Annotated in this window: 22 protein-coding genes; 10 read left to right on the forward strand and 12 right to left on the reverse strand. The window is 72.6% G+C overall.

What is annotated here, in order from left to right; genetic code table 11:
* Positions 1-81 precede the first annotated feature (81 nt).
* Genes ABGB14_RS15080 through ABGB14_RS15105 form a run of 6 tightly spaced genes read right to left on the reverse strand, consistent with a single transcriptional unit; the run spans position 82 to position 4,653 of the window.
* On the reverse strand, positions 82-834 hold the full coding sequence (locus tag ABGB14_RS15080; protein WP_347644246.1) for an SGNH/GDSL hydrolase family protein: 753 nt from the start codon (positions 832-834) through the stop codon (positions 82-84).
* Positions 831-1,265 carry a type II 3-dehydroquinate dehydratase gene (gene aroQ / locus ABGB14_RS15085; protein WP_347618235.1) on the reverse strand — a complete coding sequence of 145 codons (435 nt, stop codon included), beginning with the start codon at positions 1,263-1,265 and terminating at the stop codon, positions 831-833. The genes ABGB14_RS15080 and aroQ overlap by 4 nt, the downstream gene beginning before the upstream one ends.
* A complete protein-coding gene (gene aroB / locus ABGB14_RS15090; RefSeq protein WP_347644247.1) occupies positions 1,262-2,332 on the reverse strand; it encodes a 3-dehydroquinate synthase in 1,071 nt (356 codons plus the stop codon). Before aroB ends, aroQ begins: the two co-directional genes overlap by 4 nt.
* On the reverse strand, positions 2,329-2,847 hold the full coding sequence (locus ABGB14_RS15095) for a shikimate kinase (RefSeq protein ID WP_347644248.1): 519 nt from the start codon (positions 2,845-2,847) through the stop codon (positions 2,329-2,331). Before ABGB14_RS15095 ends, aroB begins: the two co-directional genes overlap by 4 nt.
* Positions 2,844-4,025 (reverse strand): chorismate synthase, encoded by a 1,182-nt coding sequence (gene aroC / locus ABGB14_RS15100; protein ID WP_347618232.1) that lies wholly within the window; start codon positions 4,023-4,025, stop codon positions 2,844-2,846. Before aroC ends, ABGB14_RS15095 begins: the two co-directional genes overlap by 4 nt.
* A gap of 46 nt (positions 4,026-4,071) precedes the next feature.
* Complete coding sequence (locus ABGB14_RS15105; RefSeq protein ID WP_347644249.1) at positions 4,072-4,653, reverse strand: A24 family peptidase; 582 nt, start codon at positions 4,651-4,653, stop codon at positions 4,072-4,074.
* A 226-nt stretch (positions 4,654-4,879) separates the two neighbouring features.
* On the opposite strand from ABGB14_RS15105, the gene ABGB14_RS15110 reads away from it, so the two are divergent.
* Positions 4,880-5,869: a hypothetical protein gene (locus ABGB14_RS15110; RefSeq protein WP_347644250.1), complete on the forward strand. Its 990-nt coding sequence runs from the start codon at positions 4,880-4,882 to the stop codon at positions 5,867-5,869.
* Between the two features lie 133 nt (positions 5,870-6,002).
* Here ABGB14_RS15110 and ABGB14_RS15115 read toward each other — a convergent pair whose 3' ends face one another.
* Positions 6,003-6,545 (reverse strand): SseB family protein, encoded by a 543-nt coding sequence (locus tag ABGB14_RS15115; protein WP_347644251.1) that lies wholly within the window; start codon positions 6,543-6,545, stop codon positions 6,003-6,005.
* 301 nt (positions 6,546-6,846) lie between these two features.
* Here ABGB14_RS15115 and ABGB14_RS15120 point away from each other — a divergent pair, with 301 nt between their 5' ends.
* Positions 6,847-7,437 carry a nucleotidyltransferase family protein gene (locus ABGB14_RS15120; RefSeq protein WP_347644252.1) on the forward strand — a complete coding sequence of 197 codons (591 nt, stop codon included), beginning with the start codon at positions 6,847-6,849 and terminating at the stop codon, positions 7,435-7,437.
* Between the two features lie 267 nt (positions 7,438-7,704).
* On the opposite strand, the gene ABGB14_RS15125 is transcribed toward ABGB14_RS15120, so the two are convergent.
* The gene (locus ABGB14_RS15125; protein ID WP_347644253.1) at positions 7,705-8,796 is read right to left on the reverse strand and encodes a ring-opening amidohydrolase; all 1,092 of its coding nucleotides are present in this window, start codon (positions 8,794-8,796) and stop codon (positions 7,705-7,707) included.
* A gap of 153 nt (positions 8,797-8,949) precedes the next feature.
* Here ABGB14_RS15125 and ABGB14_RS15130 point away from each other — a divergent pair, with 153 nt between their 5' ends.
* Positions 8,950-9,648, forward strand: a complete 699-nt coding sequence (locus tag ABGB14_RS15130; protein WP_347644254.1) for an alpha/beta fold hydrolase — start codon at positions 8,950-8,952, stop codon at positions 9,646-9,648.
* A gap of 102 nt (positions 9,649-9,750) precedes the next feature.
* Entirely contained in the window at positions 9,751-10,851 is a 1,101-nt protein-coding gene (locus ABGB14_RS15135) for an FUSC family protein (RefSeq protein WP_347644255.1), read from the forward strand.
* 78 nt (positions 10,852-10,929) lie between these two features.
* Here ABGB14_RS15135 and ABGB14_RS15140 read toward each other — a convergent pair whose 3' ends face one another.
* Positions 10,930-12,096 carry a pyridoxal phosphate-dependent aminotransferase gene (locus tag ABGB14_RS15140; protein ID WP_347644256.1) on the reverse strand — a complete coding sequence of 389 codons (1,167 nt, stop codon included), beginning with the start codon at positions 12,094-12,096 and terminating at the stop codon, positions 10,930-10,932.
* A 25-nt stretch (positions 12,097-12,121) separates the two neighbouring features.
* Between ABGB14_RS15140 and ABGB14_RS15145 the strand changes: the two genes are divergently transcribed.
* Genes ABGB14_RS15145 through ABGB14_RS15165 form a run of 5 tightly spaced genes read left to right on the forward strand, consistent with a single transcriptional unit; the run spans position 12,122 to position 16,531 of the window.
* Entirely contained in the window at positions 12,122-14,017 is a 1,896-nt protein-coding gene (locus ABGB14_RS15145; RefSeq protein ID WP_347644257.1) for an alpha/beta fold hydrolase, read from the forward strand.
* On the forward strand, positions 14,014-14,931 hold the full coding sequence (locus tag ABGB14_RS15150; protein ID WP_347644259.1) for a DUF418 domain-containing protein: 918 nt from the start codon (positions 14,014-14,016) through the stop codon (positions 14,929-14,931). The genes ABGB14_RS15145 and ABGB14_RS15150 overlap by 4 nt, the downstream gene beginning before the upstream one ends.
* Positions 14,891-15,688: a carbon-nitrogen hydrolase family protein gene (locus ABGB14_RS15155; protein WP_347644260.1), complete on the forward strand. Its 798-nt coding sequence runs from the start codon at positions 14,891-14,893 to the stop codon at positions 15,686-15,688. The genes ABGB14_RS15150 and ABGB14_RS15155 overlap by 41 nt, the downstream gene beginning before the upstream one ends.
* A gap of 4 nt (positions 15,689-15,692) precedes the next feature.
* Positions 15,693-16,139, forward strand: coding sequence for a hypothetical protein (locus ABGB14_RS15160; protein WP_347644261.1), 447 nt, complete (start codon positions 15,693-15,695; stop codon positions 16,137-16,139).
* Positions 16,136-16,531: a hypothetical protein gene (locus tag ABGB14_RS15165; protein ID WP_347644262.1), complete on the forward strand. Its 396-nt coding sequence runs from the start codon at positions 16,136-16,138 to the stop codon at positions 16,529-16,531. The genes ABGB14_RS15160 and ABGB14_RS15165 overlap by 4 nt, the downstream gene beginning before the upstream one ends.
* A 32-nt stretch (positions 16,532-16,563) precedes the next feature.
* Here the strand turns inward: ABGB14_RS15165 and ABGB14_RS15170 are convergent, their stop codons facing one another.
* Positions 16,564-18,096 (reverse strand): carboxyl transferase domain-containing protein, encoded by a 1,533-nt coding sequence (locus tag ABGB14_RS15170; RefSeq protein ID WP_347644263.1) that lies wholly within the window; start codon positions 18,094-18,096, stop codon positions 16,564-16,566.
* Positions 18,097-18,170: 74 nt separating this feature from the next.
* Positions 18,171-19,328, reverse strand: a complete 1,158-nt coding sequence (locus tag ABGB14_RS15175) for a CoA transferase (protein WP_347644264.1) — start codon at positions 19,326-19,328, stop codon at positions 18,171-18,173.
* A 78-nt stretch (positions 19,329-19,406) separates the two neighbouring features.
* Here ABGB14_RS15175 and ABGB14_RS15180 point away from each other — a divergent pair, with 78 nt between their 5' ends.
* Positions 19,407-19,940, forward strand: a complete 534-nt coding sequence (locus ABGB14_RS15180; protein ID WP_347644265.1) for a hypothetical protein — start codon at positions 19,407-19,409, stop codon at positions 19,938-19,940.
* A 51-nt stretch (positions 19,941-19,991) separates the two neighbouring features.
* Here ABGB14_RS15180 and ABGB14_RS15185 read toward each other — a convergent pair whose 3' ends face one another.
* Positions 19,992-20,669, reverse strand: coding sequence for a histidine phosphatase family protein (locus tag ABGB14_RS15185; RefSeq protein WP_347644266.1), 678 nt, complete (start codon positions 20,667-20,669; stop codon positions 19,992-19,994).
* Between the last annotated feature and the right edge of the window lie 11 nt (positions 20,670-20,680).

Raw genomic sequence — 20,680 nt, forward strand, 5'->3', positions numbered from 1 at the left:
GCCGTAACCACCCGAAACCTGCCACGGATCAGCGGACGTTCCCCTGGAAAGCCGTCAGCCATCCCCGGCTGAGCCGTGACGCTAGAAAGGAGAGAGATCCGGACGCTTGGGAGAGACCCCGTCGCCGGAGGAGACGCCGCGGAGGCGGCGGGAGACCCAGGGGACGAGGTGTTCGCGCATCCACTGCGCGTCTTCGCGCCGGCGCGCCCGGGGGTCCACCGCCCGCTCCGGCCAGCCCTTGCGCCAGTCGTCGAACGGCACCCCCAGCACGTCGAGCACGCGCGCGGCGACCAGCCGGTGGCCGTCTTCGTTCATGTGCAGGCGGTCGGCGCTCCATGCCCGCCAGTCACGCAGCCCCTGCATCGACCACTGGTCGACGAGCCGGCACCCGTAGAGGTCGGCGATGGAGCGCAGGTGCAGGTAGAAGATGGCGAAGCGGCCGCGCAGGCGCCGCATCACCGGCGTGTCGCGCGGGTCGACCCCGGTGAACAGCAGCACGTCGGCGCCCCCGGCCCGCAGGTCGCGTACGGCTCGCGCGACCTGCTTGGCCATCACGTCGGGGTCGCTGCCGGGCCTGAGCAGGTCGTTGCCGCCGGCGCAGAAGCTGACCAGGTCGGGCGCCATCTCGACGGCCAGCGGCACCTGCTCGGCGACGATCTGTCCGATCAGCTTGCCGCGCACGGCCAGGTTGGCGTAGCGGAAGCCGGGGTTGTCGGTGGCGAGCCGTTCGGCCACCCGGTCGGCCCAGCCACGGTAGTGGCCGTCCGGCCCGGGGTCGTTCAGCCCTTCGGTGAAGCTGTCGCCGAGAGCGACGAAGGACTTGTAATGCCTCATGAGGTCGTCTTCATCTCCGCGATAGCGTGCAGCGCAAGGATGTATGACTGTAGCCCGAAGCCCGCGATCGTGCCCGTCGCCACCCCGGCCACGACGGAGGTATGGCGAAACTCTTCCCTGGCCGCGGGATTGGAGATGTGCACCTCGACGAGCGGCGCGGTGCGCTGGGCGATGGCGTCGCGCAGGGCGTAGGAGTAGTGGGTGAAGGCGGCCGGGTTGAGCACGACGGGGATGCGGCCGTCGCAGGCTTCGTGGATCCAGCCGATCAGCTCGGCCTCGTCGTCGGTCTGGCGCACCTCGACGTGCTCGCCGAGCTTGCGCCCGGTGTCGCGGCAGAGGGTGGCGAGGTCCTCGAACGTCTCGGCGCCGTAGACGTCGGGCTCGCGGACGCCGAGCCGGCCCAGGTTGGGGCCGTTGAGCACGAGGATCATGCGGAGATCTCCTTGTAGGCGGCTTCGAGCAGCTCTTCTGCGGGATCTTCGAGGCGACCGGGTCGCGCCAGGTCGTCGAGCACGACGAAGCGCTGCTTGGCTCCGCGGTTCTTCTTGTCCAGGCGCATGTGGTCGCGCAGCCGGGGCCAGGCGCCGGCGCGGTAGGAGACGGGCAGGCCGACGCTCGTGAGGATCGACCTGGTGCGCTCGACCAGGTCGGCGCGTCCGGACAGGCGCGACAGCTCGGCGGCGTAGGCCATCCCGATGGCGACGGCCTCGCCGTGGCGGATGGTGTAGTGCTCTTCGCGTTCGATGGCGTGGGCGAGCGTGTGGCCGTAGTTGAGGACTTCGCGCAGGCCGGACTCGCGCAGGTCGGCGCCGACGACGTCGGCCTTGACCTGGATCTTGCGCTCGATCAGCTCGCGGGTGTGCGGGCCGCCGGGTGTGGTGGCGGCCTCGGGGTCGGCCTCGACGAGCGTGAGGATGTCCGGGTCGGCGATGAAGCCGCCCTTGATGATCTCGGCGAGGCCGGCGACGTAGTCGGCTCTGGGCATGCTGTCGAGCGTCGACAGCTCGCACAACACCCCGGCCGGCGGAAGGAACGTGCCGACGAGGTTTTTGCCCTCGGGCGTGTCGATGCCGTTCTTGCCGCCGACGGCCGCGTCGACCATGGCCAGCAGCGTCGTGGGCACGAGCACGACCTGCACGCCGCGCAGCCACGTGCCCGCCACGAACCCGGCCAGGTCGGTGGTCGCTCCCCCGCCCACGCCGATCACGGCGTCGGAGCGGGTCACGCCGTGCCGGCCGAGCGCGGACCACAGGCGCGCGGCCACGTCGACGGACTTGGCCTGCTCGCCGTCGGGCACGGGCAGGTCGGCCACCTCGTAGCCGCGCTCCGACAGGGTCGCGGTGACCGGCCCGGCGAGATCGGGCAGGCTCTCGGGGCGGATGACCGCGACCGTGCGCACGCCCGGTTTGAGCAGCGTCGCCAGCTCGGCCTGCACGCCGGTGCCGACCACGACGTCGTAGGGGCTGTCGCCGCGTACGTGGATGCGCGTCGCGCTCATGCGGGCAGCCCCTTCACGATCTCGTCGGCCAGCTCGGCCGGCTCGCGTTTGTCGGTGACCACGGTCGTCACGGCCAGCCGCTCGTAGACCGGACGCCGCTCGTCCATCAGCTTCTTCAGCTGGCTGCGCGGGTTGAGCACGAGCAGCGGCCTGGCCGAGCCGAGCCCGACCCGCTGCACGGCGTCGGAGAGCCCCACCTGCAGGTAGACCACGTGGTGGCCGTCGAGCATGGCCTGGGTCTCCTCGTTGAGCACGGCGCCGCCGCCGAGGGACAGGATGCCGTCGTGCTCGGCCAGCGCCCTGCGCACGGCCTGGTGCTCGAGCTCGCGGAAGCGGGCCTCGCCGTCTTCGACGAAGATGTCGGAGACGGGCTTGCCCGCCACGGCCTCGACGTCGGCGTCGGTGTCGCGGAACCCGACACCGAGCCGCTCGGCCAGCAGCCGCCCGATCGTGGTCTTGCCTGACCCGGGAGGGCCGATCAGCACGACGATGCTCGCCGATGGCTGTGCACTCATTTGATCACCATGGAAGAGAGGTAGCCGGACAGGTTGCGCGCGACCTCCTCGACGGAGTCGCCGCCGAACTTCTCGAGCGCCGTGTCGGCCAGCACCAGCGCGACCATCGCCTCGGCGACGATGCCCGCGGCCGGCACGGCGCACACGTCGGAGCGCTCGTGGTGGGCCTTGGCCGCCTCACCGGTCTTGACGTCGATGGTGGCCAGGGCCCTCGGCACCGTGGAGATCGGCTTCATCGCGGCGCTGACGCGCAGGACCTCGCCGTTGGTCATGCCACCCTCGACGCCCCCCGCGCGGTTGGTGATGCGCCTGACGCCGTCGTCGGCGGTGTATTCGATCTCGTCGTGGGCGCGGGAGCCGGGCCGCATGGCGGTCTCGAAGCCGTCGCCGACCGCGACGCCCTTGATGGCCTGGATGCCCATGAGCGCCGCGGCCAGCCGCGAGTCGAGCCTGCGGTCCCAGTGGGTGTAGCTGCCGAGGCCCGGCGGCAGGCCGTAGGCCAGCACCTCGACGACGCCGCCGAGCGTGTCGCCGTCTTTGTGCGCCTTGTCGATGACGGCGATCATCGCGGCGCTGCCCTCAGGGTCGGCGCACCTGACCGGGTCGTCGTCGATGCGGGCCTGGTCCGCGGGGCCGGGCAGCGTCTCGGCCGGAGTCCTGGCGCCGCCGATGGAGGTGACGTGGCTGACGATGTCGACGCCGAGCGCCTGCTTGAGGAAGCGCCTGGCGACCTCGCCGAGCGCGACGCGGGCCGCGGTCTCGCGGGCGCTGGCCCGGTCGAGCACCTGCCGGGCGTCGTCGAACCCGTATTTCTGCATGCCCGCCAGGTCGGCGTGCCCGGGGCGGGGGCGCGACCTCGGAGCATTGCGGGCCAGGCCCTCCAGCTCGGCCGGGTCGACCGGGTCGGCCGCCATGACCTTCTCCCACTTGGGCCACTCGGTGTTGCCGATGCGGATGGCGACGGGGCTGCCCATCGTGCGCCCGTGGCGCACTCCGCCCACGATCGTCACCTGGTCCTGCTCGAACTTCATCCGGGCGCCGCGGCCATAGCCGAGCCTGCGGCGGCGCAGGGCCTCGTCGATGGCGGCCGTGGTCACCTCGACGCCGGCAGGCAGGCCTTCGAGGACGGCGACGAGTTCGGGCCCGTGGGATTCTCCGGCGGTCAACCAGCGCAACATGACTCCAAGTCTTCCATGTGCGGCCCAGTGGCCGGACCGGCGTTCATCAACCGAGACAGAGCACGCTGAACGCCCCTAGCAGCATGAACGGCCCGAAAGGGAACTCGGTGTGCCGGGTCCCACGCTTCGTCACCAGGAGGGCGACGGCGTACAGCGCGCCCAGCAACTGTCCGGCGAAGGCGGCGACGACCAGCGCCTGCCAGCCCAGCGCCGCGCTCGTCATGCCGATGAGCCCGGCCAGCTTCACGTCCCCCAGACCCATCGCGTACGGCCTGGCGAACCAGAGCAGCGCGTACACGACCGCCAGCGCCGCCCCGCCGGCCAGCGCCGCGGGCAGTTCCCCCGTCGGCACGAGCGCCAGCGCCATGACGGGGTACGCCGGGAGCGTGATCGCGTCGGGCAGCAGGCTCGTACGCCAGTCGACCACGGCCAGAGCCACCCCGATCACGGCGAAGCACGCGTACGGCAGCCCCACCCGCCACGCGACGAGCGCGGTGACGGCGGCGCACACCACCTCGATGGCCGGCGGCCACGGGGGGACGGGGGTGACACCGTCGTCATAGGCATCGGCCAGCGCCCGGATGGCGCGTCCGCACAGGAGTCCGAGCAGCGCCATGAGTGCGACCACGCCCAGACCCTAAACCGCCCGGCCCGCCCCCGCGGGCCGATCGCCCCCAAGCCCCCGCCACGGGAGCCGCGCCGTCTCGCCGCCCCAAGCCCTGGCGCCCAGCCGGTCCGTCGTCGCGCCCCCGCCGGGCGGGGGCGCCCGGCAGGGGCGTTCGAAGGCACGATCCGCCATCGGGGATGGGGCTTCGGCTATTGCGGTCGACGAGCCGATCACGGACACTTCCCGCGTGGACAGGGATCGGTTCGTCAGATTCGCGGTCGTCATCGCGACTTTCGTGCTCGCCCCTGTCCTGCTCGAAATGCTGGCCTGGTACATCGAGGGCGAGGAGTACAACGTCTCCCGCGCCATCACCGTCGTCTCCGTGGTGACAGGGCTGGCCCTGATCGCCCTGATCGCGGGCCGGCTGCGCGGGCGGCTGCCGGCCATGCTGGTCACGGCCATGACCGTGACGGCGGCCGGGGGAATCGTGCTGGGGTTCGCGGCCGGGTTCGGGCCGGTTCTGTGGAACGGGCACATGTCCGGCGAGCTGCTCGGCCTGTCGATGATCGGGATCGCCGCGTTCACCCTGCTGACCGGGACGTACCTGCTGGTCCTCTTCCGGCGCGGCCTGTACGTGCCGCACCTGGAGGCGACGGCGAGCCCGTCGCCGACCACGACCAAGCGCAAGGTGATCGGCGAGTCGGAGATCCTGATCCGCACGCAGCCGGACATCAGCGCGGCGATGGAGAAGGCGCTCGGGAGCTGCGTCTCCATGATCGACCAGGAGGATCTGCACTTCGTGGCGTTCTTCGGCCCCGGCGGCTGCGCCTTCTACACCGACGTGCTCGACGACGCCGACCTGCAGCACTTCTTCCACGAGTCGACACCCGAGGAACGCAGGATCTCCTATCTGAAGCTGAGCCGCCAGATCGACTGGATCGGGCAGCGGCTCGACACGCACCTCAGGCTGCTGGAGAGCGGCACGGTGATCAGGACCGTGCTGGACGTCGAGCGCGGCGCGCTGTTCCACTACTGGGTCGACCACGGCCGCTACGTCGTGGGCGTCACGCTCGACCAGCGCAAGGTCGGCGAGGCCGACGACAAGATGGCCAAGCTCGTCGACATGATCCGCGAGCATTTCACGTTGCCGCCGATCAACCAGCGCAGCCGGCCGGAGCCGGGCGGGAACGTGCGCTCGATCAGGAGGGACCAGGCGTGGCCGGAGTCGGGCTCCTGACCGCCGTCGTGACCGCGCGACCGGTACGCCGTCCCGCATGACACAGTCCGGGTGACGTGCCCTGAGCCGCGTCCGCGTGCAGGACGATGCGTGAAGGAAGAGCGGCCGTCGCCTCCGGCGACGGCCGGGTGGGTCATCGGGTGGCCCTGCGACCCCACGGGAAGCGGCGGCGCCTGCGGGCGGGCTCCACGCGGGCGACGGTGACGCCGCTGAGCTCGCCCACGGTGCCGGACTCGACCGCCGCGAGCGCCGCCAGCACCTCCCCCTCGATCACGAACTGCACAGGACCGGCGACATCCACCACGACCGCCGCCGCCCGCTCCTGCACGGCGGCCTGGCAGACCTGGAGCGCGGTGGCCTGGATGGGCCGGGCGTCCGCACGCCATCTGGCCAGCGCGTCGGCACCGGTGAACGCCAGCACCGCGTGCCTGCCGTCCTGCCCGACGAGCTTGGGCAGGGCCATCTCGCTCTCCTTCTCCTGCCGGAGCCCGTGCGCGCCGACCTCACTTTCGGTCAGCAGGGCGACCACGGGCACGAGCAGCCTGGCGCCGCTCAGCGCGGCCAGCACCTCGGCGTCGCCGGCCGTGCCGGCCTCGAAGGCGGCCAGGGCGGCGGCGACGGCGGGAGCGGCGCGGCCGTCGTCGTCAGGGTTCAGAGGCTGCGGGATGCTCGGCACAACCCCCGAGACTACCCGCGCCCGGACCCGGCCCGAAGGCTGGCCCGCAGCGCGCGCACCCCGGCGTTCACGACCCACCTCCGGCTGTGCCCGGCTGGGGCAACCAGCCGGGCGCCGGCTGTCTGCGTGCGCGGTATGCCCTGGCGACGGCGTCGCGTGCCTGCTCGGCGCCGTCAGCGGTGATCCGGTAGTAGCGGCGGCGCGGGCGTGCCTGCGCCACGTGCGTCTCTGGATCCTCCCACCGGACTCTACATAGTCACCAGATCCGGACCGCCGACATGCGGGTGACATCATGGTGGCGATGCGGATCGCGCGCCTTCCCCTCGACGAGCAACTCGCCGCCATGCCCCGCGTCCTGGGCACCAACCCGGTGCTGACCGCCGTGCTGCATCAGGCGAGGACACTCGACCTGCCCGGCTGGTGGGTCGCGGCGGGCGCGATCGTGCAGACCGTCTGGAACCACGTGACCGGGCGCGACCCGGGCTACGGCATCAAGGACTACGACCTGATCTATTACGACCCGTCCGACCTGTCGTGGGAGGCCGAGAACGAGGTGATCAGGATCGGGCGGCGGGTGTTCGGCGGCGTGCCGGTGGAGATCCGCAACGAGGCCAGGGTGCACATGTGGTACGAAGAACGCTTCGGCGTCCCGTGCCCGCCGTACGACAGCACCGAGGACGCGATCGACTCCTTCCCGGCCACGACGTGCGCGCTGGGCGCGCGGATCACGGCGGCGGGCGAGTGGCGGGTGTACGCGCCCTACGGCGTGTCCGACGCCTTCGGCCTGCGACTGCGTCCCAACCCCAGGCTGGCTCCCAAGCACGTGTACGAAGCCAAGGTGACCCGATGGACCAGGGACTGGCCCGAGCTCACCGCCCTCCCCTGGCCCTGACACCGCCCGCCCGCCCGCACCGGCCCGGCATCGGCCGCCCACGCCCCGTCGACCGCCGCACGATCGGCGCCCCTGCCGCAACCCCGCGCGCACGGGTGCCCGTGTCACGTCGCGCGATCGGTCACGGGTTTCACCACGGTGAGGGTCAAGAGTGCGCTCCGTGACGGCGGTCCGCCGGTGAAGGGTCAGCGGGCGTTTCCCTGGAAGGCGATCAGCCACCCGCGGCGGGCGGCTGAGCCCGGCGAAGCCGTAAGGACTCCTAGAAGATCACCCATGGTCGGCGATGGCGGCGACCGGGCCGCCGCCGGACGGGCCCTGGTGGACGGCGGCGACTGAGACGAACACGGCGGGGTCGCCCGTGACCGAGGCCGCCACCCCGCCCACCGTCGCCTTGATCTGCCGGTGCCAGTGCACGTCGGAGTCGTCCAGCATGATGTTGCGGCGTCCCCGCACCCGCCCTGACGGGTCGGCCTCGCACTTCATGAACACGTTCACCAGCCGCCCGCCGAGGTCGGACGGATGCGGGCGCTCCGGCAGCGCCAGCCCGGAGTCCCTGACGGCCTCCCAGATGCCGTCGGCGTCGAGGGCGTCCTTCATGACGCTGTGGCCGATGCGGTAGCGGCCGCCGATCCCGCGTACGTTCCCGACGAGGACGATCTGCGCCCGGTCCAGTTCCACGCCCGACGAGCACGAGGCCACCGACGAGTAGAGCGACAGGTCCTTGTGGATCTGGTCGGCGCGCGGCATGTCGATCTCGCCGAGGGCGACGGCGATGCCGAGGGCGGTGGTGGAGTTGGACAGGTCCATGGAGGGGCCGGTCTCCTCGATGGCGGTGTCCTGGCCGCGGCTCTTGGCGTCGGTGATGGTGGCGAGGGTGAGCAGCGGCGTCTTGGTCTGTACGTAGTGCACGTCGCGCGGGTCGTCGATGCCGGCGATCTTCATGGCCTCGCGCACGCCCGCGGCGACCTTCTCGACCATGGCGGGCCTGCCGATGTCCTCGGGGAGGATCACCTCGCTCATGGCCACGCCCACCGACAGCCGCGGCTCCTCGGACGGGGTCGCGTCGGCCGTGGTGGCGAAGATGGTGGCGTGCGGGCTGAGCACGCCGTCGGTGCCGCCCGACCAGACCAGCGGCACGCTGTCCGGCGCCGGATGCCCGTGCTCGGCGAGCACCTCGCGGAAGGCGCGGTCGGCGAGGATGCGCGTGTAGTCGTTGACGCCGCCGTTGCCCTCGGTCTTGCCGACGACGGCCAGCACCCGGCTCGCCTCGATCACTCCGTCGGCGATGAGCCGTGACAACCCTGAGGCGTCGGTGACGCTCTCGATGGGCACCTTGCGCACTTCTATCGGGTCCGGCATGCGAAGCCCCTTCTTCCAGTACTTTCCCCTGTTCTGGCCCCCTGTCCTGGCGACGCTAGCCGAGCCGGTCAGCGGGGTTCATGGTCAATGTCTGCCCAGGAACGCCGCGGACGATGTCAACGTGCGCTGAGCGGCGGCGGTAGGGTCGCGCCTGTGATTCGCGACGCGCACGTCAACGGGATCAGGCTCGTCTACCGGGAGGAAGGCGATCCTTCCGCGCCCGCGCTCCTGCTGCTCCACGGGCGCACCGCCGACCACAACGACTGGAACGGCATCACCCAGCACTTCGCCGCCCGCCGTCACGTTCTGGCGCTCGATCTGCGCGGGCACGGGGCCAGCGACCGTCCGGGCGAATATCCGCTGCCCGCCATGGCCGAGGACGTCGCCGGGCTGCTCGACCACCTGGGCATCGAACGCGCCACGGTGGTGGGGCACTCGCTCGGCGGCGTGGTGGCCTGTCTTCTGGCCATGAGCCGTCCCGAGCGGGTCGAGCGGCTCGTGCTGGAGGATCCGCCGCAGCCCTACCCGCTGGAGAACCGCGCGCCGCTCGTGGAGGACGGGTCGACGGGGTTCGACTGGCGGATGATGCACGACACCGAGCGGCAACTCGTCGACCCCGATCCGGCCTGGCGGGAGGGGCTGGCGCGGATCACGGCGCCGACGCTGGTGCTGTCGGGCGGGGCGGCGAGCCCGCTGCGCGCGCAGGACGTCGCGGCGCTGATCCCCGGGGCCGAGCTGGTCACGATCGAGGCCGGCCACCTCGTCCACGTCAACGCGCGCCGCGCGTTCCTGCGGGTGGTGGACGACTTCCTGGACGGGTCGCCGGCGGCTGCCGGATCGCCGAACGCCTGAACGGGTCGGCGGCGCCCTCCTGATCGTCGAACCAGCTCCCGACTAAACACACCTGGCCGGGGCAAACGTGACATTGTGCCGGAGATCCGCCAAGGTGGAGAGGTGCGAACGAGGCTCAGCGATCATGTGAAGGAACGGCTGGGCACGTTCGGCCTGATGGCGCCGTCCATCGCACAGTGCGCGGTCGGCGCCGCGCTCGCCTGGCTCGCCGCCATCGAGCTGCTCGGCCACCCGCGGCCGATCTTCGCACCGATCTCCGTGCTCATCTGCGTCGGCGTGGGGCTGGGGCAGCGTCTGCGCCGGGTGATCGAACTGGTCGTCGGGGTCAGCCTCGGCGTCGGCGTGGGCGACCTGCTGGTGGCCTGGATCGGCTCGGGCGCCTGGCAGCTCGCGCTCGTGGTGGGGCTGGCGATGGCCGTGGCGGTGCTGCTCAACAGCGGAGCGCTCTTCGTCGCGCAGGCCGGCTCGTCGGCCGTGCTGGTGGCCACCCTGGTGCCTGGCGAGGACGTGGGCGGCCTGGACCGGATGGCCGACGCGCTCACCGGCGGCATCATCGGGATCGCGGCGGTCGCGCTGCTGCCCGCCAGCCCGTTCATGATCGCCGCGAAACACCTGTCCGGGGTGCTGGACGCGCTGTCGACGGTGCTGGAGCAGGCCGCTGCGGCGATCGAGAAGCGGGACGTGGAGCTGGCCGCCGAGGCGCTGGAGGAGGCCCGCAACACGCAGGGAGCGGTCGAGGAGTTCGAGGCGGCGCTGGAGACGAGCAAGGAGATCGCCATGATCTCGCCGGTGCACTGGCATCGGCGGGCCCGGCTGGCCCGCTACGAGACCGCGGCCATGCCGGTGGACCTCGCGCTGCGGAACGCACGCGTGCTGATCAGGCGCACGCTGGCCTCGCTCGGAGAGGTCAGCCCTCCCCCGGCCGCGCTGGCCGAGGCCATGCGGGAGGTGTCGGAGGCGGCGCTGCTGCTGCAGTTGGAGCTGGGGGCGGGCCGCGAGCCGACGCTGGCGCGGCAGGCCCTGCTCGCCGTCGCGGCCCGGGAACGGCCCCCGCAGCTGGGGTTCTCGGCGCACGTCATCATCGCGCAGCTGCGCTCGGTGGTGGTCGACCTGCTCCAGGCGACCGGGATGGAGAACGAGGAGGCGACGGCCGCGCTGACCCCGCTGGACGAGCCGAGCGGCGGCAACGCCCACCGCAGGTGACCGCCCGCCACGACGGGACGGTGCGGCTGCGCGGCAGGACGCTCTCCGTGCCGACGGGACCGCGCCCGCCGGCACGGGTCAGGCCGACAGGCGCTTGAGCCGGGTCACCGCCTCGTCGATGACCTCGTCCTTCTTGCAGAAGGCGAACCGTACGAAGTGCCGCCCGCGTTCGGGATGGTCGTAGAAGACCTGGGTCGGGATCGCCACCACCCCGGCCAGGCCGGGCAGCCGGCGGGTCAGCTCCAGGCCGTCCTCGAAGCCCAGCGGCCGGATGTCGGTCTGCACGAAGTAGGTGCCGGCGGGCTTGAGCACGGAGAAGCCCGCGGCCGTCAGCCCCTCCATGAGCCGGTCGCGCTTGTCCTGGAGACCGGCCCGGAGCGCGGCCACCCACTCCAGCTCGTGCCGCAGCGCGTACGCCACCGCCAGCTGCCACGGGGCGCTCGCCGTGAACGTGAGGAACTGCTTGACCGTCTGCACCGCCGTGACCAGGGCGGGCGGCGCGCACACCCAGCCGGTCTTCCAGCCGGTGACCGAGAACGTCTTACCCGCCGACGAGATCATCACCGTGCGCTCCCGCATGCCGGGCAGCGTGGCGAGGGGGATGTGCTCGACCCCGTCGAAGGAGAGGTGCTCGTAGACCTCGTCCGTGACGGCGATCAGCCCGCGCTCCTGGCACAGCTCCGCGATGACGGTCAGCTCTTCCCTGGTGAACACCGTGCCGGTGGGGTTGTGCGGCGAGTTGACCAGGATGGCCCTGGTGCGCGGCGTGACGGCGGCGCGCAGCTCGCCGGGGTCGAACGTGAAGCGGCCGGCCTCCGGCCGCATGGTCACGGCCACCAGCCGGGCCTGGGCCAGCGCGATCGAGGCGGCGTAGGAGTCGTAGTAGGGCTCGAACGCGATCACTTCGTCGCCCGGCTCGCACAGCGCCAGCACGCTCGCCGCGACCGCCTCGGTGGCGCCCACCGTGACGAGGATTTCGCCCGCCGGGTCGTAGGAGAGGTCGTAGTGGGCCGAGCGGTGCTCGGAGATCGCCTGCCGCAGGTCGAGCACGCCGGGTCCCGGCGGGTACTGGTTGGCGCCCGAGCCGATCGCCTCGACCGCGCGGCCGAGCATCGCGGCGGGCCCGTCGGTGTCGGGGAAGCCCTGGCCGAGGTTGATCGACCCGGTCTGCACGGCCAGCGCGCTCATCTCCGCGAAAATCGTCGTGCCGAAGGCACGCATCCTGGAAACAAGTGGTTCGGTCACGTGCCCACACTATTAGTCTCGTGCCGTGATCTCTCGGGTCGTGCTCGCCCTCGCCCTCACGGCGCCCCCCGCCATGAACACCGCCATGAACACCGCCACTCCCGCCATGAGCCCCACCGTGAGCCCCACCGTGAGCCCCGCCGTGAGCCCCGCCGGCGACCCCGGCGCGCATTCCGGCACGGCCGCGCGGCATCCGTGCCCGGTGGCCATGCCGCCGGGCACGACCTGCGGTTTCCTGGAGGTCCCCGAGCGGAGGGACACGAACGGGCGGACGGTCAAGGTGGCGTACGCCGTGCGCGTGGCGGGCTCCGGTGACCGCGAAGCGGATCCGGTGGTCTTCATGGGCGGCGGGCCGGGGCCGGCCTCGATGGACGCGATGTCCGTGCTGAGCGCGATGTTCCCCGATCGCGACGTGGTGACGGTCGAACAGCGCGGCGGCCGGCACTCCGAGCCGTCGCTGGGCTGCCCGGAGACCGCGCAGGCGCTGCTCGGGCAGCTGCGGCGGCCCGTTGCCGACAGGACCGCTGACAGGAGCGCCGACCTGCCCGCCGACGTGCCCGCCGACAAGGCTGCTGACAGGGCCGCCGACGTGGCCGCCGACCTGCCCGCCGATATCGTCGCGGCGGCCGTACGGTGCCGCGACCGGCTCCGGGAGGAGGGCGTCGACCTGCGGGGGTACCGCACGCGGGAGATCGTGGCCGACGTGGTCGCCCTGCGCGAGGAGCTGGGGTACGACGCGTGGCACCTGTTCGGGGTCGGCTCTTCGACCAGGGTCATGCTCGGCGTGGCCGCGGCCGACCCGGGCGGCGTGCGGTCGGTGGTGCTGGACTCGTTCCTTCCTCCGGGCGCCCGCCGCTACGACGGCGCCGATCGCGACCTCGGCGGCGCGCTCGCCGCGCTGGGGGCCGGGGAGCGGTTCGCGGCCGTGCGGGCCAGACTGAACGCCTCGCCGGCGCGGGTGCCCACGACGGATCCGGTGCTCGGCGGGGCGTTCACGGCCCACGTGACCGGTGACGACCTGGCCGCGATCATGGCAGGGGCGCTGCGCGAGGCGGACCTGGCCGCGGTGGCGCCCGCGCTGGTCGGCGGGCTCGCCGAGGGGCGTGACGAGCTGCTGCGGCCGCTGGTGGACGCCGCGGGCGAGCGGCTGGCGGCGCGCGTGTGGGGGCTGTATCACGCGGTGCAGTGCCAGGACGAGGTCCCGTTCAACACCTTCACCCCAGAATCACGACTTTTCACCATAAATGCAGACAAAGCGGTATGCGATGCTTGGCAGGTGCCCAGGTCAGAGCCCGTGAACGCCACCCCCTCGGCTCCCGTCTACGTCCTGGGCGGCCGGTACGACCCCGCCGCCCCCGCGGCGACCGCCAGGTCCGCCGCGCAGGCCCTGCCGGACGCCCGCTTCGAGGAGTTCGCCGGCGCCTCCCACGCCGTCTTCCTCACCAGCGCCTGCGCCCGAGGGAAGATCGCCGCGTTCGTCGCCGGCCCGGCCACGGCGCCGGCCGCTCCCTGCGCGGCCCCCACCACCGCCACCCGGCCGGGCGACCTGCACGTCACCGCGGCCCCTTACCTGATCTCCCGCTCCCCCTGGCTGGCCGCGCCCTTCGCGGCGTTCGCACTCGCCTCGCTGGTCCAGCTCGTCTCCGGGGCGCTGCGAGGCCGGGCGCCCGCGGCCTTCGCCGGCCTGGCCGGCGTGGCCTTCACCGGGCTCATGGCCCAGTCCGCGCACACCCTGGCCGGCACGTACGGCTTCGCCCTGGCCGTCGGCGTCCCCGGCACCACCGGCCCGTACACGTCGATCGCGGTGGCGTCGGCCGTGCTGACGGCCGCGGCGCTGCTGCGCGACCGCAGGTGGCCCCAGATCGCCGCGACCGCCATCGGCGCCGGATTCCTCATATGGTGGTTCACCTGGTTCCTGTGACGCGCATCCGTGAGCTCGACGCTCTCCGTGGCTTCGCGGTGGGCGGGATCATGCTGGTCAACACCTGGCAGCACACCACGAAGCAGCAGACCGGCGTCGACTGGACCGTCGAGGCGCTGTTCCAGAGCCGGTTCTACCCCATCTTCTCGTTGTTGTTCGGCATCAGCTTCCTGCTGTTCCTGCGCGGCAACAGCCGCTGGGCGCTGCTGAGCAGGCTGTTCTGGCTGTTCTGCTTCGGGCTCGTGCAGCACACCTTCTACGAGGGCGAGGTGCTGACCGACTACGCCTTCTACGGCGCGGTGGTGCTGCTGCCCGCCTCGTTCCTGGCGCCCGGCCTGCCGGTGCTGGTGCTCGGGCTGGCGGTCGTCGGATGGGGGGTGGCCGTCGGCGGCGGGCCGCTGCTGATCCCCGGCCTGTTCCTGGTCGGCATGGCGCTGTGGCAGTTGCGTCCGCCCAGGTGGCTGCTGCTGCCGTCGTTCGCGGTCGCCGTGGCGGCCACCGCGCTGCTGACGGCCGCGTGGTCGTCCACGAACGCCTGGAGCATCTACAGCGTGGCCGCGCTGGCGGGCGCGGCGGCGTACTCGCTGGGGCTGCTGCTCGCGCTGCGGCCGTGGTCGGGTGCTTTGCTGGAGCCGCTGGGCCGGATGGCGCTGACCAACTACGTCTCGGGCACCGCGATCGTCATGCTGGCGGGCCCGCTGGTCGACGCCGACAGGACCCGCTGGTCGGTGGTGGCTCTGACGGTGGTGACCGTGGCCGCGCAGGTGCTGCTGAGCAGGTGGTGGCTGGCGAGGTTCAGGTACGGCCCGCTCGAATGGATCTGGCGCTGCCTCACGTGGTTTCGGCGGGTCCCCAACCGGCTAGAGTCTGGCCGTGACCAGAATCGCCCTCTGCCAGATCCCGGTCTCTCCTGACCCGCCGGCCAACCTCGAGAGAGCGCGGCAGGCGCTCGCCCGAGCCGAGGGCGCCGACCTCGCGATCTTCCCCGAGGCCACCCTCACCCGCTACGGCAGGCGCATCACGAGCCTGGCCGAGCCCCTCGACGGGCCGTTCGTGTCCGGCCTGGCCGAGGCCGCCAAGGAGCACGGTCTCGCGGTGATCGCCGGCGTGTTCGAGCCGGGCGACCAGCGCGTGCACAACACGGCCGTGGCCATCGACGCCCAGGGCACGGTGCGGGCGGCGTACCGGAAGATCCATCTGTTCGACTCGTTCGGGGCGAAGGAGTCCGACCTGGTCGAACCGGGCGCCGAGCCGGTGGTCGTCGAGCTGGCCGGGGTGCGGGTCGGGCTGATCACCTGCTACGACGTCCGCTTCCCCGAGCTGGCCAGGGCGCTGGTCGACCAGGGCGCCGAGCTGTTCGCGGTGATCGCGGCCTGGGGCTCGGGGCCGCTCAAGGAGGACCACTGGGTGACCCTGGTGAGAGCTCGGGCGCTGGAGAACACCATGTGGACCGCGGCCATCGGCCAGGCGCCCAACCCGGCCGAGGCGTCCGACGGCTACGGTGTGGGCCGCAGCATGCTGGTCGACCCGCTGGGCGTGGTGCGCGCCGACCTCGGCACCGCACCGGGTGTGCAGGTCGTGGAGGTCGACCACGAGCAGACCGCGGCCGCCCGCGCCACCTTGCCGTGCCTGGAACATCGGATGCTCCGGGTTCAACAGATCGTAAAGTAGAAGCGTGAGCGGAACGCAGATGCAGAAGGTTGTCCCGCCGCGTCTGCTCGTGCCATATCTGTCGGGCAAGCGCACGGTCATCTCCGGCTACGTCTACCGGGTGCAGGATTGCGTCAGGTTGGCCACGCCGGAGGCGCTCTACCACGGGCTCGACCTGTCGTTCGATGGATCGGAGCTGTTCGCCGAAGTGCCCGAGATCTATGTCATGCGCTGGTTCGCCCGCGACATCGACACCTACGCGGTGCCGTACGGGCCGCACATGGGCGGCGACTGGAGCGACGCCCCGCCGTTCGCCGGCAACGGGTTCACGACCTCGTCGGAGCACGTGGTGCCGCAGTTCCACACCGTTCCGATGCCGATCCCGGCCGGGGCGGAGATCATCCGCGTCACCGCTGAGGGCGAGCGGACCTTCGCCCACTACGACGGGCTGACCTGGCGGCCCTCCGCATGAGCGACGAGATCGTGCCGATCGCCTCCGGGTTCGTGGCCCGTTTCGGCGAGCGCACCCTGCCCGCCGCCCTCGGCCCCGACAGCGACCAGGTGGTGTTGTTCAGCGAGACGGAGCTGGAAGGGTTCGAGCCGGCCTCCGGCTACTGGCGGCGGGTCGTGCCCAGGGCGCAGCTGGAGTGGCTGGTGCTGATCCGCACGGTGGGAGCGTTCGGCGGCGAGCCGTGCATCGTGCTCGACGAGGACGACGACGGCCTGCACATCGCCTACACCGGGCACAGCGGGATGAAGGCGGAGGCACTGGGCTACTGGATGGTCGATCACGGCGCCTACGAGGTCGTGGTGCCCCGCGAGGAGGTCTTCTCGATCCGCGTCGAGCGCGTCCCGGTGCCGTAAGGGGGCCCTGACCGGACGGGGCCCCGGCGGGGTCACGCCTCCGGGCCACCCGGCGCCTTGACCGGTCCCCAGCCGGCGGGGTTGCCGAGGTTGCGGTAGCGGGCCTGGCGGGCGGCGAGCCGGTCGGCGGGGGCCGCCCGCAGCAGCAGCGCGATCTCGTGCTCAAGCGCCCGCCCCACCCGTTCGCAGAAGTTGCGCGGCTCGTACGCGGCGTCGGGCACCTCGGGGATGACCCGGTCGACGATGCCGTCGCGCCGCAGGTCGGTGGCGCGGATGTGCTGGGCCTGGGCGATCTCGGGGGCGAAGTCGACCGAGCGGTAGAGGATGGCGGAGGCCCCCTCGGGCGGCAGCGGCGACAGCCAGGCGTGCTGCGCGCAGAGCACCCGGTCGGCGGGCAGCAGCGCCAGCGCCGCCCCGCCCGCGCCCTCGCCGAGCAGCAGGCACACGGTGGGCGCGTCGAGCATGACCAGCTCGGCCAGGCAGCGGGCGATCTCGGCCGCCAGGCCGCCCTCCTCGGCCGACTTCGACAGGTCGGCGCCCGCGGTGTCGACGACGGTCACCAGGGGCAGGTCCAGCTCGGCCGCCAGCCGCATGCCGCGCCTGGCCGCGCGGAGCCCGGCCGGGCCCAGCGGCGAGTTGGCGCGCTGGAAGCGCCGGTCCTGGCCGAGCACCACCGCCGGCGCGGTGCCGAACTTGGCCAGCGCCAGCAGCAGCCCCGGTTCGTTCTCGCCCTCGCCGGTGCCGCTGAGCGGGGTCACGTCGGTGGCGGCCAGCTTGAGCAGCGTGCGCACGCCGGGCCGGTCGTCGCGGCGCGAGCGGGTGATCGCCTCCCACGCCTCCACGGGCCGCAGATCCTCCTCGGGGGGATCGCCGGCCACGACGGCGGACCTGTCGGCGGCGAGCACGGCGAGCGCCTTGATCGCGACATCGCGCGCTTCCCCGGCCGACACCACCGCGTCGAGCAGCCCCTTGCGGTGCAGGTTCTCCGACACCTGCACGCCCTCGGGAAAGGGGTAGCCGTGCAGCGACTCGAACACCCTCGGCCCCATGAACCCGATCAGCGCCTCCGGCTCGGCCGCCGCGACGTGCCCCAGCGACGCCCAGGACGCGAAGACCCCGCCGGTCGTCGGATGCCGCAGGTAGACCAGGTAGGGCAGGCCGGCGGCGCGGTGTGCCTGGATCGCGGCGGTGATCTTCACCATCTGCACGAACGCGAGCGCGCCCTCCTGCATCCGCGTGCCGCCCGAGGCCGGCGCGGACAGCAGCGGCAGCCCCTCGCGCGTGGCCCGCTCGACTGCGCTCACGAACCGCTCGGCCGCCGCCACCCCGATCGAGCCCGCCATGAACGAGAACTCGCAGGCCGCGATGGCGACCCTGCGCCCGTCGAGCCGCCCTTCGCCGGTGATCATCGCCTCGTCGTAGCCGGACTTGGCGCGGGCCGCGGCCAGCTCGTCGGCGTAGGAGGAGCCGGGCGGCGCCGGGTCGGCTGGCGGCGCGTCCCACGATGTCCACGAGTCCTTGTCGAGGACCGTGTCGATCAGTGTGCGCGCGTCCGGACGGCTCACTATCACTCCCTAGAAGTCGGACATCCTTGCAATGGTGACGCATGAGAGCGCCGTCCGGTGCCGCGGGTGGCGGATCATTGTTCGCGCGCCTCCAGCCAGGCGAGCACGGCGTCGTTGTCCTGGCCGAGCGCGGGCGGCGCGCTGTGCTCGGCCCCGGTGAGCCCGTCGAAGCGCAGCGGCGGCCCCGGCAGCTCGATCTTCCCGAGCACCGGGTGCTCCACCTCGACGACCAGGCCCTGCGAGCGGGTCTGCTCCCAGGCGTAGACCTCGTCGATCGACCTGATCGCGCCCGCGGGCACACCGGCCTCGGCCAGCCTGGCCAGCCAGTGGGCGCGGTCGTCGGCGGACAGGGCTCGCTCCATGTCGGCGATCAGCTCGTCGCGGTGGGCGAACCGCTCCCTGTTGGTGGCGTAGCGCGGATCGGCGGGGTCGATGCCGAGCAGGGCGGCGACCTTCCTCCACTGGCCGTCGTTGGCCGCGGCGATCTGCAACATGCCGTCGGCGCAGCGGAAGGCGCCGTAGGGGGCGATGGAGGCGTGGTGGTTGCCGCCGGCGCCGGGCACCTTGCCGCCGACCGTCCAGGCGGTGCCGTGGTAGGCGTGCACGCCGGTGACGGCGGCCAGCAGCGACGTGCGCACGACCCGGCCCATGCCGGTGCGCTCGCGCTCGTAGAGTGCGCCGGCCACGCCGTAGGCGCCGTGGATGCCGGCCAGCAGGTCGGCGATCGACGCGCCGACGCGGTAGGGCTCGTCGGGTGAGGGGCCGGTCAGCGACATCAGGCCGGCCTCACCCTGGGCGATCTGGTCGTAGCCGGGGCGGCCGCCTTCAGGGCCGTCGTGGCCGAACCCGGTGATGGACAGGATGACGAGGCGCGGGTTGAGCTGGTGGAGGCGCTCGACGGAGAAGCCGAGGCGGTCGAGCACGCCGGTGCGGAAGTTCTCCACGAGGACGTCGCTCTGGCGGACGAGGCGCTCGATGAGCTCCTTGCCCTCCGCGGACTTCATGTCGACGGTGATGGACTGCTTGTTGCGGTTGGCCGCCAGGAAGTAGGTCGAAACGTCGTGATCCGGCCCGGCGAACGGCGGTCCCCAGCCCCGGGACTCGTCACCGCCGTCCGGATGCTCGACCTTGATCACCCTGGCGCCCAGGTCACCCAGCATCTGCGCGGCGTGCGGCCCGGCCAGGGCCCTGGAAAGATCCAGTACGACGATGCCGCCGAGGGGTCCGAGCAAGATCAACCTCCTACGTGCGATCCAGGGGCGAAGGAACATTCTCTCAGGCGAGGGCCCCTTCTCCTCTACCCTGGTCCGATGAATCCGCCGGCCGCTGCCATCGGAAGGCTGCCCCCGTCGTGCGGCCCTGTCCGCCTGGTGGCCGTCGACGGGCCCGCGGGGGCGGGCAAGACGACGTTCGCGCGGCGGCTCTCCGCGGATCTCGGGTGCCAGGTGATCCACAGCGACGACTTCCCCGTGCCGTGGGACGACGGGCCCGGCGGCTGGTTCCACGCGCTGGAGTCGCAGGTGATCGATCCGTTGCGGCACGGCCGTCCGGGGCGTTTTCGCAGGTATGACTGGGTGCGCGGCGAATACGCCGAACAGGTGACCGTGCCTGTCGCGCCGGCGCTCATCATCGAGGGGGTCGGCACGGCCAGGGCCTCGGTGGCGGAGCTGCTGGCGTACACCGTCTGGGTGGAGGCGCCCGAGGCGGTGCGCCTGGCACGCGTCCTGGAGCGGGACGGCCCCGAGCTGGAGCCGCGGTGGCGGACGTGGTTCGTGGCCGAGCGCGCGTGGTTCGCCGAGGACCGGACGCGGCAACGCGCCGACCTGATCGTCCGGACGGGGTGAGGCCACGGGCCGGGACGGGCGGGCCCGTCGCGGCGGGCGAGCCCCGGGAGGTCAGGGGCCGAGGTGGCCGACGTCGTTGAAGCGGACGAGCTCGAAGCGGCCGCCGCCGGTGCGCCAGACCGACACGGAGGCGTTGAGCACCGGCGCGAACTCCAGCACGGCCGCGAGCTCCGCGTCGGGTCCGCCGGCGATGACGTGGCGCAGCCCCAGCACCACGGAGTCGTGGGCGACGATCAGCACCGGCCGGCCGTCGGCCCGCCGCGGCAGGCCGGCGAGGAGGTCACGCAGCCGGGCCACGACGTCGGCCAGCGACTCGCCCCCGGGCGGGCGGTAGGCCCAGGCGCCCTCCGCCTCCCGCCGCTCCGGCTCGCCGGGGAACCGCTGCCTGACCGCGGCGGGGTTGTAGCGGGCGAACTCGCCCATCTCCTGGTCTCTGAGCCGTTCGTCCACGGTGACGGGGAGTGGGTGGATCCCCCAGGTCGCCCGCGCGATCCGCCACGTGTCGAGGGCGCGCAGATAGGGCGAGCACCACACCAGCTCGGGCGCCTCGCCCGCGGGCAGTGCGGCCAGCAGCCGCCCGAGGGCGGCGGCCTGCGCCCTGCCCTGCTCCGTCAGCGTCACCTCGTCGTCGCCCCGCTCGTAGACCAGCGGCGTGTCGCCGGCCCGCCGGTAGGCGAGGTTGGCCTCGCTCTCCCCGTGCCGGACAGCGATGATCACTGAAGGGCCCACGCCCGCCATCT

The sequence above is a fragment of the Nonomuraea sp. B10E15 genome (genome assembly GCF_039871615.1).
GTDB lineage: Bacteria > Actinomycetota > Actinomycetes > Streptosporangiales > Streptosporangiaceae > Nonomuraea.

Bases quoted from the DNA above. Each gene is read 5' to 3' on its own strand.
- ABGB14_RS15080 (WP_347644246.1), bottom strand. From the start codon at position 834: ATGAGGCATTACAAGTCCTTCGTCGCTCTCGGCGACAGCTTCACCGAA.
- aroQ (WP_347618235.1), bottom strand. From the start codon at position 1,265: ATGATCCTCGTGCTCAACGGCCCCAACCTGGGCCGGCTCGGCGTCCGC.
- aroB (WP_347644247.1), bottom strand. From the start codon at position 2,332: ATGAGCGCGACGCGCATCCACGTACGCGGCGACAGCCCCTACGACGTC.
- ABGB14_RS15095 (WP_347644248.1), bottom strand. From the start codon at position 2,847: ATGAGTGCACAGCCATCGGCGAGCATCGTCGTGCTGATCGGCCCTCCC.
- aroC (WP_347618232.1), bottom strand. From the start codon at position 4,025: ATGTTGCGCTGGTTGACCGCCGGAGAATCCCACGGGCCCGAACTCGTC.
- ABGB14_RS15120 (WP_347644252.1), top strand. From the start codon at position 6,847: ATGCGGATCGCGCGCCTTCCCCTCGACGAGCAACTCGCCGCCATGCCC.
- ABGB14_RS15125 (WP_347644253.1), bottom strand. From the start codon at position 8,796: ATGCCGGACCCGATAGAAGTGCGCAAGGTGCCCATCGAGAGCGTCACC.
- ABGB14_RS15165 (WP_347644262.1), top strand. From the start codon at position 16,136: ATGAGCGACGAGATCGTGCCGATCGCCTCCGGGTTCGTGGCCCGTTTC.
- ABGB14_RS15180 (WP_347644265.1), top strand. From the start codon at position 19,407: ATGAATCCGCCGGCCGCTGCCATCGGAAGGCTGCCCCCGTCGTGCGGC.